We start from the raw sequence: 14,347 nt of genomic DNA, 5'->3' as shown, positions 1-14,347 counted from the left end.
CGAACAGGGGCAGCCGAGTCGGCTGCCCCTATTGCCAGAGCTGGGCTTATTCGTCGAAACGGCGGCGGAAGCGGTCTTCCATCCGGTTGGTGAACGACCCACCCGACTTGCCGCGCCGCGGCTGGCGCACCGGGCCGGACCCGCCGCTTTCCCGCATGCCGTTAACCGGCGGCCCGGTGATCGCGAAGACCACCGCGGCGAACATCACCATAAAGCCGAGGACGGAGAGGACGGGAAATCCCCCCACCATGGTGGCCTTGACCGCCACCCCGGTGACCAGCATCGCCAGACCCAGCAGGAACAGTCCCGCACCCTGCAGGCGCCTGCGCGTCGATGGCGTGCGCATGTTTCCGCCCCGCACGCTGGACGCGAATTTGGGGTCCTCGGCGTAGAGAGCGCTCTCGATCTGGTCGAGCATCCTCTGCTCATGCTCGGAGAGTGGCATTCGTCCCTCCTTAGCCGACGCGGCCGGTTAGCGGGGTGTCCGCCGCGGCGAGGACCGGGCGACCTACCCAATGATACGAGGTGGGGATGCCCCATACCACCCGGTTTCAACACCGGAAATTTGGCTTGTACTTTTTGGAGTCTAACTCGCCCCCGGCGAAGCACCAGATTCGCTCGCAGCACGTAACGCGGCCGTAAGGACTGCTCCGGGCGTTCGGGGGGAACCAGCCCATAATGGCGTTGTACGGCGGTCGACGGTGACGAGGAGGCAGCAGACGTTGGCGACGTTCCTCCTCGACCTGTCGCCCAACGACATGCAGGCCCGGCTCGGCGACGCCCTGGCGGTGTACGTCGACGCGATGGGATACCCCCGCGGCACCGAGAGCCAGCGTGCGCCGATGTGGCTTGATCACACCCGCAGGGCCGGGTGGCACGCGGTGGCGGCCGTCGAGGTGGACTCCCAGCCGGACAACCAGGTGGGCTTTGACGGGGACGCCGACGCCGCTCCCGCTCCCGAGCAACTGGCCACCGCCCAGATCCGGGGCATCGCATACGGCTACCGGGGCGCGCCGGACCAGTGGTGGCAGCAGCAGGTGCAGCGCGGGCTTCGGCACTGCGGCCTGCCCTACACCGAGATCGACCGCCTGATGAGTGACTACTTCGAGCTCACCGAGCTGCACATCCATCCGGCAGCCCAGGGCCGCGGGCTAGGCGAGGCACTGGCGCGCAGGTTGCTCAACGACCGCGCTGAGTCCCGGGTGCTGCTGTCGACACCGGAGATGGCCGACCAACCCAACCGGGCCTGGCGGCTTTACCGGCGGCTCGGCTTCGCCGACATCATCCGCGACTACCGCTTCTCCGGCGACCCGCGGGCGTTCGCCATTCTCGGTCGGGCGCTGCCGTTGTAGACCCGTGCCGCTGTAGACCGGCGGTCTGGCACGATACCCATCGTGTTGTCCCTTCTCCGTGGTCGCTCCGGGCGTAGCCTGCGCGCGCTGGTGTTGCTGCTGCTGTTCGTGACACCCGTGCTGACCGGATGTCTGCGCGTACATGCCTCGATCACCGTCTCGCGTGACGACACGGTGTCGGGGCAGATCGTCGCCGCCGTCAAGCCGCGCGATGACAAGGACAAGGGCCCCCAGTTCAACGAGAACCTGGGCTTCAGCCAGAAGGTCTCGGTGTCGTCTTACCGGGCCGACGGCTACGTCGGCTCGCAGGCCCGTTTCACCGACCTCACCCTGGCTGAGTTGCCCCAACTGTCCAACCTGAGCCGAGATGCCACCGGAGTCGACATCTCGTTGCGTCGGGCCGGTGAGCTGGTGGTCCTGGAGGGTCGGGTGGACCTGACCAATGTCACCGACCCGGAGTCCGACGTGAAGTTCAGCGCCCAGTTCCCGGGCGAGGTGACGTCGACCAACGGCGACCGCATCGACACCAGCCTGGTCGAGTGGAAGCTGGAGCCCGGGGTGGTCAACACGATGAGCGCGCAGTCCCGCTTCACCGATCCCAGCACCCGCTCGTTCACCGCGGCGGCTCTCTGGCTTGGCCTGGCAGCCTGCCTGGTGGCCGGCATCATCGCCGCGCTGGCCTGGCGTGATCACGACCGCACCTCACCCCGGTACGCCGCGGCGGCGCACGACGAGGACCGGTAGAGACATCTAGTCTGTGACCGTGGATACAACAGCGCCGTCGGCCCTTGAGCTTGCCGGCGCCGTCACCGAACAGCTCCGTGGTTACCTGGCCGGCCGTCGCGCCGACGCCGCGTACATCGGTACCGACTACGACGGTCTGATCGCCGCGCTGGAGGAGTTCGTGCTGCGCGGCGGCAAACGGCTGCGGCCGGCCTTCGCCTACTGGGGCTACCGCGCTGTCACCAACGGCCCTCATGATCCGGTCGACGACGACGTGCTCACGCTGTTCGCCGCGCTGGAACTGCTGCACGCCTGCGCCCTGGTGCACGACGACGTCATCGACGGTTCGGCCACCCGTCGCGGAATGCCCACGGCGCACGTGCACTTCGCCGAACTGCACCGCGGCCGGGGGTGGCGCGGGTCCTCTGATCAGTTCGGCCAGTCGGCGGCGATCCTGCTGGGCGACCTCTCCCTGGTATGGGCCGACGACATCGTCGCGGCGGCCGAGCTGCCGGCGGATGCGCGCCGGCGGGTTCAGCGCGTCTGGTCGGACATCCGCACCGAGGTCCTGGGTGGTCAGTACCTCGACATCGTGGCCGAATCCAGCGGATCGCACTCGATCGCCACGGCGATGAACGTCAACACCTACAAGACGGCGTCCTACACGGTGTCGCGGCCGCTGCAGTTCGGTGCGGCCGCGGCTGCCGACCGCCCGGAGATCCAGACCGCGTTCCACAGCATCGGCACCGATCTGGGTATCGCCTTCCAGCTGCGCGACGACGTCCTCGGCGTCTTCGGCGACCCGGCCGTCACCGGCAAGCCGACCGGGGACGACCTGCGATCAGGCAAACGGACGGTGCTGTTGGCCGAGGCAGTCGAGCGCGCCGAGCGATCCGACCCGGCCGCCGCCGAATTGCTGCGCTCCTCGATCGGGACGGAGCTGACCGACAGCGAGGTAGGCGAGGTGTGCGCCGTCATCGAATCGGTGGGCGCCCTGGCCGCGGTGGAGGACCGGATCGGCGTCCTGACCCAACGGTCCCTGGAGGCCCTCGAACGCGCCCCCGTCAACGCTCCGGCAAAGGCCGGTCTGGCCGAACTCGCCGGATTGGCCGCCCACCGGTCGGCCTGAACGCAGATGTCCGTGCCCACCGGCGCAGCGTCGGCCTCCCCCTCCTCCGCCTCCTCCTCCTTCAGGACCGCCGCCAGCCGATTCCTTGCCTTCGCTCGCAGCGACGACAGCCGGCCCGCCTGGCTGGGCTTGCTCGGGACGGCGCTGATCGCGGTCGGCGGGCTGGGGGCGGGCAGCACCCAGCAGCACGATCCGGTGCTGGAGTCCATCCACGTGTCGTGGCTGCGGTTCGGCCACGGCCTGGTGGTCTCGTCGCTGGTGCTGTGGGCCGGGGTGCTGGTGACGCTGGCGGCCTGGACGTGGTTGGGCCGGCGGATGCTCGACGGCAGATCGACCAGCGAGTACACCATGATCGCCACCACCGCGTTCTGGATCGCACCGATGCTGATCAGTGTTCCGCTGTTCAGCCGGGACACCTATTCCTATCTGGCGCAGGGCGCCCTGCTGCGCGACGGCTTCGACCCGTACGTCGTGGGACCGATCGAGAATCCGAACTCGTTGCTGGACAACGTCAGTTCGGTGTGGACCACCACCACCGCCCCCTACGGCCCGGCGTTCATCCTGGTGGCCAAGTTCGTCACCGCGCTGGTGGGCAACAACGTCGTCGCCGGCACCATGCTGCTGCGGCTGTGCATGCTTCCGGGCCTGGCACTGCTGATCTGGGCGGCGCCCCGGGTGGCCCGCCACGTCGGCGCCAATGGTGCTGTAGCGCTGTGGATCTGCGTGCTCAACCCGTTGGTGATCATCCACCTGATGGGCGGTGTGCACAACGAGATGCTGATGGTCGGTCTGATGATGGCCGGCATCGCGTCGACCTTCGCCGGCCGCCATGTCGTCGGGGCCGCGTTGATCGCGGTGGCCGTGGCGGTGAAAGCCACTGCGATACTGGCGCTTCCGTTCATGGTGTGGGTGTGGGTCCGGCACATCGGCGGCAACCGGATGCGGGCGTTCGTCGTGGCCTCGGCTGCCTCGGCCGCCACCTTCGTCGCGGTCTTCGCCGTGCTCTCCGGCCTGGCCGGCGTCGGCTTGGGCTGGCTCACCGCACTGCAGGGATCGGTGCGGATCATCAACTGGCTCACCGTGCCCACCGCGCTGGCCAATCTCACCGACGCGATCGTCGGAATGGTCATCCCGGTCAACTTCTACGCCGTGCTCGACGTCACCCGGCTGGTCGGTGTCGGGATCATCCTGGTGTCACTTCCACTGCTGTGGTGGCGGTTCCGCCACGACGATCGGGAAGCGTTGCAGGGCATCGCCTGGGCGATGGTGGTGGTGGTGCTGTTCGTGCCGGCCGCACTCCCCTGGTACTACACCTGGCCGCTGGCGGTGATGTCGGCGCTGACCCAGTCCCGGCCGGCGATCGCTCTCATCGCCGGGTTCTCGACGTGGATCATGGTGATCTTCAAACCGGACGGCTCCCACGGCATGTACTCCTGGTTGCACGTCCTGCTGGCGACCGCGTGCGCCGCGGCTGCCTGGCGTGCGCTGAGCCGGCCGGAGGGAATCTCGGTCCGCCGGCAGCCGGTCTGACGCAAGCCAGTCTCAGTAGGCCATCGCCTGGGCGCGGCGCAGCACCTCGCGGGCCTGATGGCAGTGCAGTGCATCGACCGGGCGGGCGTTGTGCTGCGCTTCGCGGGTTCCGTCGCGGGTCAGGGTCAGCGAAGGGTCGGCGGTGAACATCCAGCGCAGGATCTCGTCGTCCTGGTAGCCGCCGTCGCGCAGTACCGCCAGCAGCCCCGACAGCCCGCGGACCACCTGGACCGCACCGGCCTCGGATTGGGAGAAGAAGGCCGTTGGGACGACCGGAATCCGGTTGCGGCGCACCGCCACCAGGTGGCCCTCCCGCAGCTGCTGGTGGACCTTGGTCACCGGTACCCGCAGCAACTCGGCCACGGTGGGGAGGTCGTACACCGGTTCGCTTGCGTCGAGAACGTCGTCACCGGCCGGAATGCTGCTCACGCCAGACATTCTAGAGAGCCGGCGCCGGCGGACACGCCGCTGCGGGCGAATCCGCGAGCCGGGTTACGCACCGGTCGCCGACTTAGGATGGGCCGGTGACGGACCCCCTGGTCGGCGCTGCCCTAGACGGCCGCTACCGGGTCGAGACCCGGATCGCCACCGGTGGAATGTCGACGGTGTACCGGGGCCTCGACCTGCGACTGGACCGGCCAGTGGCGCTGAAGGTGATGGACGCCCGCTACGCCGGCGATCAGCAGTTCCTGGCCCGTTTCCAGCGTGAGGCCCGGGCGATCGCGCGGCTCAAACATCCCGGGCTCGTCGCCATCTACGACCAGGGCAACGACGGCACCCACCCGTACCTGGTGATGGAACTGGTCGAGGGCGGGACGTTGCGGGAACTGCTGCGCGAACGGGGCCCGATGCCGCCGCACGCCGTCGCCGCGGTGCTGCGGCCCATGCTCGGCGGACTGGCCGTGGCACACCGCGCCGGCCTGGTGCACCGCGACATCAAGCCGGAGAACGTGCTGATCTCCGACGACGGCGAGGTCAAGCTGGTCGACTTCGGTCTGGTCCGGGCCATCGCCGAGGCCGGGATCACCTCCACCAGCGTGATCCTCGGGACCGCCGGCTACCTGTCCCCCGAGCAGGTCGAGGGCCGTCCCACCGGACCTCGAAGCGACGTCTACTCAGCCGGCATCATGGCTTTCGAATTGCTCACCGGCACAATCCCTTTCCGAGGTGACAACCCGCTGAGCCTGGCCCACCAGCGGCTCGACCACGACGTTCCCCCGCCCAGCACGCTCATCGACGGGGTGCCGCGGCAGTTCGACGAGTTCATCGCGCACGCCACCGCACGGGACCCGGAGTGCCGCTTCCCCGACGCCGCGGCCATGGGCGCCGCCCTGGATGGCATCGCCGAGCAACTGAGCCTGCCGGCATTCCGGGTGCCGGCGCCCCGCAGTTCCGCCCAGCACGCCGCCGCGACGGTGGTGCACGGCCGCCCAGCCGGCCCGCCGCCCCACCGGCCCGCGCCCGGCGCACCGGCGCGAACCCGGCAGTTCACCCCCGAACCGCAGCCACGGCGTCCGGGTCCGCAGTTCGACGCCGCCCCAGCCGAGTTCCGGGACGCCTACAACGATCTGGACTACGACAAACCCGACTACGACGAACCGGACTACGACAAACCGGACTACGACGAACCGGACTTTGATGACTACCGGCCTGGCACAAGGCACTTCGCCGGCATCGACGTCGAAGAGTTCGCCTGGGCACAGCAGCGAAGCCGGCGCGCCATGGTGTTCTGGGTGCTGGCCGTGCTCATTGTCACCGGCCTGGTCGCCACCGCGGCGTGGAGCGTCGGGCTCAACGTGCAGGGGCTGCTGGGCCGGGGCTAGCCCGAATCGTCTCGCTCCTCCTCCGCCTCGTTCCTCGGCGGCATCGTCGACTCGACCGTCAGCCCCAATCGTCTCGCTCCTCCTCCGCCTCGTTCCTCGGCGGCATCGTCGACTCGACCGTCAGTCGCGCAGCATCTCCGCGACCAGGAACGCCAGCTCCAGGCTCTGCTGGGTGTTCAGCCGCGGGTCGCAGGCGGTCTCGTACCGGCCGGACAGGTCGGTGTCGGAGATGTCCTGGGCGCCGCCGAGGCATTCGGTGACGTTCTCGCCGGTCAGCTCGATATGGATGCCGCCGGGGTGGGTGCCCAGCGCGCGGTGCACCTCGAAGAAGCCCTGCACCTCGTCGACGATCCGGTCGAAGTGGCGGGTCTTGTAACCGGTGGACGACTCGTGGGTGTTGCCGTGCATCGGGTCGCACTGCCAGATGACCTGATGGCCGGTGGCCTGCACCTTCTCGATGATCGGGGGCAGCACGTCGCGCACCTTGTGGTTGCCCAGCCGGCTGATCAGCGTCAGACGTCCCGGCTTGTTGTGCGGATCGAGCCGCTCGACGTACTCCACCGCCAGTTCCGGCGTCATCGTCGGCCCGATCTTGACCCCGATCGGATTGGCCACCACCTCGGCGAAGGCGATGTGGGCTCCATCGAGCTGGCGGGTGCGCTCCCCGATCCAGATGTAGTGCGCGGAGAGGTCGTAGAGCCGCGGCTCCGGGGACTGGCTGGGGAACTCGTCGGACAGCCGCAGCATGGCCCGTTCGTAGTCCAGCACCAGCGCCTCGTGGCTGGCGTAGATGTCGGCGGTGTCGAGGTTGCGGTCGTTGACGCCGCAGGCGCTCATGAAGCTCAGGCCGCGGTCGATCTCGCCGGCCAGCGCTTCGTACCGGGCACCGGCCGGGGAGGTGCGCACGAATTCGCGGTTCCAGTCGTGCACCAGGTGCAGCGAGGCCAGACCCGACGAGGTCAGCGCACGCACCAGGTTCATCGCCGCGCTGGCGTTGGCGTACGCCCGCACCAGCCGGGACGGATCGTGCTCGCGCACAGCGGCGTCCGGAGCGAAACCGTTGATCATGTCTCCGCGGTAGGACCGCAGGCCCAGAGAGTCGATGTCGGAGGACCGCGGCTTGGCGTACTGGCCGGCGATGCGGGCCACCTTCACCACCGGCAGGCTGGCACCGTAGGTCAGCACCACCGCCATCTGCAGCAGCGTGCGGATGTTGGCCCGGATGTGCGGCTCGGTGTTGTCGGCGAAGGTCTCGGCGCAGTCGCCGCCCTGCAGCAGGAATGCCTCGCCGCGGGCCACGGCCGCGAGTTGATCGGACAGCCGCTCGATCTCCGAGGCGACGGTGACCGGCGGGACGCTCTCCAGGACCGTGCGCATCGCCGCGGCCTGCCCGGGATCCCAGCTGGGCTGCTGAGCAGCCGGCTTGGCCAGTGCCGCATCCAGCCGCTCCCGCAGTTCGGTCGGCAGCGGCGGCAGCGCCGGCAGCTGGTCGATCGGTACGTCGACGGTCCAGTTCACGCGACTATCCTAACGGGCTTGCCCCGGGGCCCCGACCACCGGCGATGCGGCCTACCTGCGTCGAAGCGTCAGCGCCGGGATGGGTGCTGGGGTGGGCCTCCACATCGTGCCCGGTCATCATCAGCAGGTAGCGACGGCGGTTGTGCCGGGCGTCGACCAGTGCGTCGTGAGTGTCGGGCGGCCGCGGCGGCATCCGCGGCGACCCGTGGTCCTCCCACAACTGCCGCAATTCCCGGGTGAAACGCGGGATCTGCGGCGGCAGGCTGGTCATCGGACCCCACAGCTGACACAGCGCGACGTGGTCGTAGGCGCCCACCCAGGCCCACAGCTCGACCGGCTCGGGGCCGTCGATGCCGAAGAACTCCTCCAGGCCCTCGCGGATCGCTCGCCGCGACCGCCACAGCTTGGATGCCGGGGACGGCAGTTTGGTCAGCACGTGGGTGCGCACCCAGCGGCCCGCCGACTCGGGGTCGAACTCGGTGGACACCGCGTAGAACTCGCGGCCGTCCTCAGCGACGACGCCGATGGAGATCAGGTCGATGATGCGCCCGTTGTCGATGAACTCGGTGTCATAGAAGTACCGCACGCCGTGGCTACCCCCCTGCTGTGCCGGTCGGCGCCGGATCGGCGGGCTCCGCGGGCGGGGGTGCGGCGTGAATTTCCCGGTCCAGCTCGGCGTCGACCTCGGTATCACTGGGGAACCGCGGCTCCCCGGCGATCACGTGCTGCAACCACAGGTTGGCCTCCACGAACGGGCGGCGCAGATACCGCTCCCGCTCCAGCGAGCGATGCATCTTGCGCGGTCTGTCGTGGTAGTGCCACCGCGCCCATGGTGCGTGCGGCCGGGACAGCCGGATCGCCCCGACGAACAGCAGTGGGGTGAAGAACATGCCGAGCAGTCCGGTCCACAGCTTGCCTTTGAGCAGCACCAGCACGGCCAGGCCCAGATTCACCACGGTGAGCGCCAGCACGGTGATCCGGGCGGTCAACGAGTCGGCGTCGCGCCAGATCCCGACGTCGAACAGATTGAGCGGATTGAAACCGAGCACCAGCAGGCCGGCCACGGCGACCGCGACGAACACGGCGTCGACCGAGGTCCGGCCATCCTCGGACCAGTAGACGTCTTCCAGGTGCAGGATCAGCGCGAACTCGTCGAGGACCAGCGCGGCGCCGATACCGAAGACGATCGCGACGGCGGTGAACTGCCGCAGGGTGCCGCCGGTGGACATCGCGACCATCGTCACACCGGAGATCAGCACCAGGATGACCCCGAAGACGGCGTGGTGGATGTGGGTGCCGCCCTTGCCGGAGATGTTGCGCGGCTGCCACCACTTGTGCGGGCCGGTCCGGTCGGCCGTCGCACGGATGTACCGGGTAATCGTGCGGGTGGCGAAAAAGGTCAGGATGAACGCGATCAGGCACCACAGCAGCGGCTGGCGCCCGGGGGCTGTGAAGTGGAAGTCGACGGTGAATACGCCGAAGTAGAGGCCTGAGGGCACGGCGTAGAAACTACGCCTTCCCCGGCGTTGCAGGTACGGACCGATACGCTGGACGGCGAGATGAGCAGGTTACGGTCGCGCGACTCGGGCAGTCTGGCCGGGCGACCCCGATCCGCCCGCCTGCCTGACGCCCTCTGGCGGCTGACCCAGGTGCTGATTCTGCTCGGCGTCGTCCATGCCTGCTGGATGCTGTTCCGGCACATCCCCTACCGGATCGACGCCGACGTCTACCGGATGGGTGGGCAGACCTGGCTGCAGGGCACCCCGCTGTACGCCGAGGGCGTGCGCTTCCCCACCCAGGCCGGCATCACTCTGCCGTTCACCTACCCGCCGTTGGCCGCCGTTGCCTTCAGCCCGCTCGCCCTGGTCTCGCTGCCCGTGGCCAGCGTGGCGATTACCGTGACCACCCTGGTGTTGCTGCTGGTGTCGACCTGGATCGTGCTGACCCGCCTGCAGGTGGCGCAGTCCTGGCAAGCGGGCAACGGGCAGGAGCGCAACGAGCCGGGCTGGCTGCGCCGCTGGTGGCTAGCGGCGGGCGTGGTGGCCCTGGCGGTGTGGTGGCTGGAGCCCATCCAGGCGAATTTCTCGTTCGGTCAGGTCAACGTGATCCTGATGACCCTGGTGATCGCCGACTGTGTGCCGCGCCGGACGCCGTGGCCGCGCGGACTGCTGCTGGGCCTGGCGATAGCGCTGAAACTCACGCCTGCGGTGTTCCTGCTGTACTTCGTGCTCCGGCGGGACGGCCGCGCGGTGCTGACCGCCATCGGTTCCTTCGTCGCGGCCACGCTGCTCGGTTTCGCGCTGGCCTGGCGGGATTCGGTGGAGTACTGGACGACGACGGTGCACGACACCGAGCGGATCGGGACACCGACGCTCAACACCAATCAGAACGCCGCCGGGGCGCTGGCCCGGCTGGGCCTAGGACACAGCACTCATTTCCTGGTGTGGACGACGGTCTGTCTGGCGGTGTTGGCGCTGACGGTATGGGCCGTCCGCCGGATGCTGCCGGGCCAGGAATGCAACGAGCCGCTGGCGCTGGTGTGCGTTGCGTTGTTCGGGCTGGTGGTGTCACCGGTGTCCTGGTCACACCATTGGGTCTGGATGGTGCCGACGATTCTGGTGATGGCACTGACCGCCGTCCGTCGCCGGGACCTGTGGCTGGCTCTGGTGTGCGCGGCCGGCGTCGCGCTGATGGTGTGGCCGTTGATCACGTTGCTGCCCGAGCATCACGAGGAAGGCGCCACCTGGTGGCGCCAACTGTTCGGGATGTCCTACGTCTGGTGGGCGCTCGCGGCGATCGCCGTATGCGGTGTGCGGCTGGCGGCCCCGCCGGCTAACCCGCGGCGGTCTCCGGGATCCGCGCCGATGGCTGACCTGGTTCAGCCGGCTTAGCGCCCGGCACCCCCTTCTTGAGGGAGGCCGCGTAGACGTCGACGTACTCCTGGCCGGAGAGCTTCATCAGTTCGTACATGACCTCGTCGATCACGGCCCGTTCGATGAAGCGGTTGCCGGCCATGCCGTCGAACCGGGAGAAATCCATCGGCTTGCCGAACCGGACGGTGACGTGCCCGAAGCGCCAGAACTTCGACCCCGGCGGATTGACCACGTCGGTGCCGATCATCGCGACCGGGATCACCGGGACGCCAGTCTCCAGGGCGAGCCGGGCCAGTCCGCTCTTGCCCTTGTAAAGCCGACCGTCCGGCGAGCGGGTGCCCTCGGGGTACATGCCGAGCAGCTTTCCCTGGACCAGGATGCACTCGGCGGTGTCGAGGGCGCCCTGCGCGGCGTCGGCACTCGTGCGGTCGATCGGCACCTGGCCGGCAACGGTGTAGAACCACCGGTTGAACGCGCCCTTGATGCCGGTGCCGGTGAAGTACTCCGCCTTGGCCAGGAAGGTGATCCGGCGGCGGACCACCAGTGGCAGGAAGAAGCTGTCGGCCACCGCGAGGTGGTTACTGGCTAGGATCGCCGGGCCGGACGTCGGAACGTATTCCAGGCCTTCGACTTTCGGACGCCCCAAAAACGTCAGCAGCGGGCCCATGAAGATGTACTTGAAAAGCCAGTACCACATAGACCCTCCCTCGCGTGCTCAGCGGTTCCGACGTACCCGGCTCACTCTACCGAGCCGCTGGTGCCGGGACTACACGACAAGCGTGTTCACGGACAATCCTCAGGCGCTCGAATCGCCGTCGGTGTCCACGATGATCGGGATGTGGTGGTAGCGGCCGTTGGAGGACGGCGGCGGTGCGCCGGCGTCAGACTCGGCGGCCCCCGGCTTCGTCGAGTCAGCGGCCGACGGGTCGGCCTTCGGGTCAGCCGGCGGCTGATCCTCGGCCATCGACCGGACCACCGTCATCAGCGTCTCGCTGTGCTCGGCGAGCAGAGTCAGCAGCGGGTGCTGTTCGCCGTTGACCACCGCCACCAGCGCGCAGACCGGGCACCACACCTGTTCACAGCGGCCCGGTCCGCGCAGCGCCTCGCCGGCCATCGACGCCGCGGCTCGCACCGCCGGGTCGAGTCGCTCGAGGATGGCCTGGGCGAGGAGTCGCAACTCCGGCCCCATATCGGAGTGACCAAACGGCTGGCTCATGCGCGCTCCCCCTCGTCTGCCGCACCGGCGTCCGATGCCGGCCACACCGCCGGGTCGGGCCGGAATCTCACCGTGAGCTCGGTACCCCGCATCGCCGCGCCGGCCACGATGCACCGGCGCAACACGGCGGCCAGGCGCACGCGTCTGCGCAACCCGCCGACGCTGATGATCAGATCATCACCGGCCCGACCGAGATTCAACCGCCCCGAGTCCAGCGGGGGCAACTCCAGCCGCAACCGGTAGACCGCATCGAGGCCAGAGCCGGATTCCCGGTCGACGACGGGGCGCAGCGGCCCGGGCGGCGCCGAGCCGTCCCGGCGGCGGGCATCGTCGAGCAGCTGAGCCAACGCCTTCGGGCCGATGGGCTCACCCGGCAGATGCGGTGCCAGTAGCAGTTCGACGTCGCCGACGGCGGCACCCAATCCGTCGAGCACCGACTGCTGCTCGGCGATCCGAGCGGCGTACCAGTCGAAGGCGGGGTGCTCGGGCAGATTGCTGTACTCGAAGGAATCGTCTTGGAACAGAACCTGGTTGACGATCAATTCGTTGACCCGCACACCCATGACCGCCAGCGACCCGAGGGCACGCACGCTTTCGGCTGCCACCACCCGCTCCGGCGTGAGCACCAGATGGGCGCCCACCCGCGGCGCGGTCAGCAGCGCCGCCAGGTTCTCGACACCGGCATGGACGGCCTCCACCATGGCCACCGTGACGACGGAGCGGGGTTCACCGAGGCCAGCCGACAACCGGCGGTGCCGAGGCCAGCTGCGTTCGGCGTACAACGCGAACGACGCCGGTAGGGTCAGCATCCGCAGGGCGTCGGCGGTGGAAGCGCAGTCCACCACCACGTAGTCCCACCGCCCGGACTGGGCCAGGTCGGCCACGGCACGCAGTCCGAGCACCTCCTGAATGCCGGGAAAAGCCGAAATCTCCTCCGGCGCAACGTCATTGAGATCGGATTCCGGAAATTGCGCGGCCAGCACCGGAGCCGCCGCGCGCCAGGCGGATTCCAGCAGACTCATGGTGTCCAAGGCCAGCGCGTCGAGATGCCCGCCGCCGGTGTCGCCGCCGTGTTCCTCGGTGAGGATCCGGACCGGCTCGGGCTGGCCGGCCGGCTCCACCGGCACGCCGAAGACGTCGCCCAGGGAATGTGCCTGATCGGTCGAGACCGTCAGGACCTTCTGTCCGCCCAGTGCGGCCCGCACGGCAGTGGCGGCGGCCAGCGTCGACTTGCCCACACCGCCCTTGCCCACGAAGAAGCTGATGCGGGCCCCGTCTTGCTGGCCCGCATCGGCGGCGGCGTCACGCTGGTTCACTCAGCCCTCGACCCGCTTCTTGAGGTCCTTGAGCGCGGTTTCGGTCAACCGCCGCTCGGCCTTGCGCTTCAGCAGCCCGATCATCGGCACCGTCAGGTCGACGGCCAGCTCGTAGGTGACATCGGTTCCGGCCCCACTGGGGGTCAACGTGTACGCGCCGTCGAGGGCCCTGAGCAGTGAGCTGGACACCAGTGACCAGCGCACCGAGGTCCGGTCCTCGGGCCAGTCGTACCGCAGCACCATGGTGTCGCGCAGCACCGCGGCGTCCAGCACCAGCCGGGCCACCCGGGGGTAGCCCTCCTCGTCGGCCTCCACAACCTCTGCCTGGGTGTACTCCGACACCCACTGCGGGTAAGCGCTGATATCGGCGATGACATCCATCACCGTGCGGGGATCCGCATCGATATGGATGGTCTGCGCCGTCTTGTCAGCCACTGTTACCGCTTACCCATTGCTCGATCAGGTCCTTGTGTCACACCGTCGGGGCGACACCCACGGGGCGGTCGGCCTCGAGGACGTTCTTGACCTCGAAGGCCATCCGCTTGCCTGCGACCCGGCGCCGGTGGGCCATGCCGGGCAGGTCCATCTTTGCCAGTTCCCCGGGGGCGGCACCGGTGGGCTCGGCATGCAGGAAGTAATGCAGGATCACCCCGTCGAGCACGGGCTCCAGCCAGATCTCCATGGTTCCGGTCAGCGGTCCGGCGACGGTCCAGCGGACGCCCTTGTCGGCGCGGTCCTCGACGACATCGAGCAGCAGGTCGGGAAACCACCGCCGCCAACTGGGCCGGTCTCCTACGGCGCGGCCGACCGCAACGGCGCGGGCGGCGACGAAAGTCTCGTCGGCCACCTGAATGCTGCTCACCACCA

Annotated in this window: 15 protein-coding genes and 1 pseudogene; 6 read left to right on the top strand and 10 right to left on the bottom strand. The window is 68.9% G+C overall.

Going from position 1 to position 14,347, the window contains the following annotated elements:
- Positions 1-46: 46 nt before the first annotated feature.
- The gene (locus ADBZ6I_RS01075) at positions 47-445 is read right to left on the bottom strand and encodes an SCO2097 family morphological protein (protein ID WP_526379990.1); all 399 of its coding nucleotides are present in this window, start codon (positions 443-445) and stop codon (positions 47-49) included.
- Between the two features lie 277 nt (positions 446-722).
- Here ADBZ6I_RS01075 and ADBZ6I_RS01070 point away from each other — a divergent pair, with 277 nt between their 5' ends.
- The 4 genes from ADBZ6I_RS01070 to ADBZ6I_RS01055 are packed head-to-tail and all read left to right on the top strand — an operon-like array spanning position 723 to position 4,734.
- The gene (locus tag ADBZ6I_RS01070; protein ID WP_526379998.1) at positions 723-1,352 is read left to right on the top strand and encodes a GNAT family N-acetyltransferase; all 630 of its coding nucleotides are present in this window, start codon (positions 723-725) and stop codon (positions 1,350-1,352) included.
- Positions 1,353-1,394: 42 nt separating this feature from the next.
- Positions 1,395-2,096 carry an LppM family (lipo)protein gene (locus ADBZ6I_RS01065; RefSeq protein ID WP_526379988.1) on the top strand — a complete coding sequence of 234 codons (702 nt, stop codon included), beginning with the start codon at positions 1,395-1,397 and terminating at the stop codon, positions 2,094-2,096.
- 19 nt (positions 2,097-2,115) lie between these two features.
- Positions 2,116-3,204: a bifunctional (2E,6E)-farnesyl/geranyl diphosphate synthase gene (idsA2, locus tag ADBZ6I_RS01060; protein ID WP_526379986.1), complete on the top strand. Its 1,089-nt coding sequence runs from the start codon at positions 2,116-2,118 to the stop codon at positions 3,202-3,204.
- Between the two features lie 6 nt (positions 3,205-3,210).
- The gene (locus ADBZ6I_RS01055; protein WP_526379984.1) at positions 3,211-4,734 is read left to right on the top strand and encodes an alpha-(1->6)-mannopyranosyltransferase A; all 1,524 of its coding nucleotides are present in this window, start codon (positions 3,211-3,213) and stop codon (positions 4,732-4,734) included.
- Between the two features lie 12 nt (positions 4,735-4,746).
- Here ADBZ6I_RS01055 and ADBZ6I_RS01050 read toward each other — a convergent pair whose 3' ends face one another.
- Complete coding sequence (locus ADBZ6I_RS01050; protein ID WP_526379982.1) at positions 4,747-5,163, bottom strand: Rv2175c family DNA-binding protein; 417 nt, start codon at positions 5,161-5,163, stop codon at positions 4,747-4,749.
- A 107-nt stretch (positions 5,164-5,270) separates the two neighbouring features.
- On the opposite strand from ADBZ6I_RS01050, the gene ADBZ6I_RS01045 reads away from it, so the two are divergent.
- Positions 5,271-6,557: a protein kinase domain-containing protein gene (locus tag ADBZ6I_RS01045; protein ID WP_526379996.1), complete on the top strand. Its 1,287-nt coding sequence runs from the start codon at positions 5,271-5,273 to the stop codon at positions 6,555-6,557.
- Between the two features lie 120 nt (positions 6,558-6,677).
- On the opposite strand, the gene ADBZ6I_RS01040 is transcribed toward ADBZ6I_RS01045, so the two are convergent.
- The 3 genes and pseudogenes from ADBZ6I_RS01040 to ADBZ6I_RS01030 all read right to left on the bottom strand — a co-directional run bounded on the left by ADBZ6I_RS01040 (position 6,678) and on the right by ADBZ6I_RS01030 (position 9,574).
- The gene (locus tag ADBZ6I_RS01040) at positions 6,678-8,075 is read right to left on the bottom strand and encodes a class II 3-deoxy-7-phosphoheptulonate synthase (protein WP_526379980.1); all 1,398 of its coding nucleotides are present in this window, start codon (positions 8,073-8,075) and stop codon (positions 6,678-6,680) included.
- 103 nt (positions 8,076-8,178) lie between these two features.
- Positions 8,179-8,661, bottom strand: a pseudogene (locus tag ADBZ6I_RS01035) (polyadenylate-specific 3'-exoribonuclease AS); the annotation flags it as partial.
- A 7-nt stretch (positions 8,662-8,668) separates the two neighbouring features.
- On the bottom strand, positions 8,669-9,574 hold the full coding sequence (locus tag ADBZ6I_RS01030; RefSeq protein ID WP_526379978.1) for a hypothetical protein: 906 nt from the start codon (positions 9,572-9,574) through the stop codon (positions 8,669-8,671).
- Positions 9,575-9,634: 60 nt separating this feature from the next.
- Between ADBZ6I_RS01030 and ADBZ6I_RS01025 the strand changes: the two genes are divergently transcribed.
- Positions 9,635-10,966 (top strand): glycosyltransferase 87 family protein, encoded by a 1,332-nt coding sequence (locus ADBZ6I_RS01025; protein ID WP_526379976.1) that lies wholly within the window; start codon positions 9,635-9,637, stop codon positions 10,964-10,966.
- On the opposite strand, the gene ADBZ6I_RS01020 is transcribed toward ADBZ6I_RS01025, so the two are convergent.
- The 5 genes from ADBZ6I_RS01020 to ADBZ6I_RS01000 form a co-directional block, all read right to left on the bottom strand.
- Complete coding sequence (locus tag ADBZ6I_RS01020) at positions 10,908-11,645, bottom strand: lysophospholipid acyltransferase family protein (protein WP_526379974.1); 738 nt, start codon at positions 11,643-11,645, stop codon at positions 10,908-10,910. The two genes, ADBZ6I_RS01025 and ADBZ6I_RS01020, sit on opposite strands and share 59 nt — an antisense overlap.
- Before the next feature lie 99 nt (positions 11,646-11,744).
- Positions 11,745-12,164, bottom strand: coding sequence for a hypothetical protein (locus tag ADBZ6I_RS01015; RefSeq protein WP_526379972.1), 420 nt, complete (start codon positions 12,162-12,164; stop codon positions 11,745-11,747).
- Positions 12,161-13,480, bottom strand: a complete 1,320-nt coding sequence (locus tag ADBZ6I_RS01010) for an ArsA family ATPase (RefSeq protein WP_526379970.1) — start codon at positions 13,478-13,480, stop codon at positions 12,161-12,163. The genes ADBZ6I_RS01015 and ADBZ6I_RS01010 overlap by 4 nt, the downstream gene beginning before the upstream one ends.
- Positions 13,481-13,915, bottom strand: a complete 435-nt coding sequence (locus tag ADBZ6I_RS01005; RefSeq protein ID WP_526379968.1) for an SRPBCC family protein — start codon at positions 13,913-13,915, stop codon at positions 13,481-13,483. It lies immediately after the preceding gene.
- Between the two features lie 37 nt (positions 13,916-13,952).
- The gene (locus ADBZ6I_RS01000; RefSeq protein WP_526379966.1) at positions 13,953-14,342 is read right to left on the bottom strand and encodes a polyketide cyclase / dehydrase and lipid transport; all 390 of its coding nucleotides are present in this window, start codon (positions 14,340-14,342) and stop codon (positions 13,953-13,955) included.
- Between the last annotated feature and the right edge of the window lie 5 nt (positions 14,343-14,347).

Origin of the sequence: Mycobacterium sp. (genome assembly GCF_044342925.1) — a bacterium.
Taxonomy (GTDB): domain Bacteria; phylum Actinomycetota; class Actinomycetes; order Mycobacteriales; family Mycobacteriaceae; genus Mycobacterium.
This window is presented reverse-complemented; position numbering and strand designations above follow the sequence as displayed.

Bases quoted from the DNA above. Each gene is read 5' to 3' on its own strand.
- ADBZ6I_RS01075 (WP_526379990.1), bottom strand. From the start codon at position 445: ATGCCACTCTCCGAGCATGAGCAGAGGATGCTCGACCAGATCGAGAGC.
- ADBZ6I_RS01055 (WP_526379984.1), top strand. From the start codon at position 3,211: ATGTCCGTGCCCACCGGCGCAGCGTCGGCCTCCCCCTCCTCCGCCTCC.
- ADBZ6I_RS01025 (WP_526379976.1), top strand. From the start codon at position 9,635: ATGAGCAGGTTACGGTCGCGCGACTCGGGCAGTCTGGCCGGGCGACCC.
- ADBZ6I_RS01020 (WP_526379974.1), bottom strand. From the start codon at position 11,645: ATGTGGTACTGGCTTTTCAAGTACATCTTCATGGGCCCGCTGCTGACG.
- ADBZ6I_RS01015 (WP_526379972.1), bottom strand. From the start codon at position 12,164: ATGAGCCAGCCGTTTGGTCACTCCGATATGGGGCCGGAGTTGCGACTC.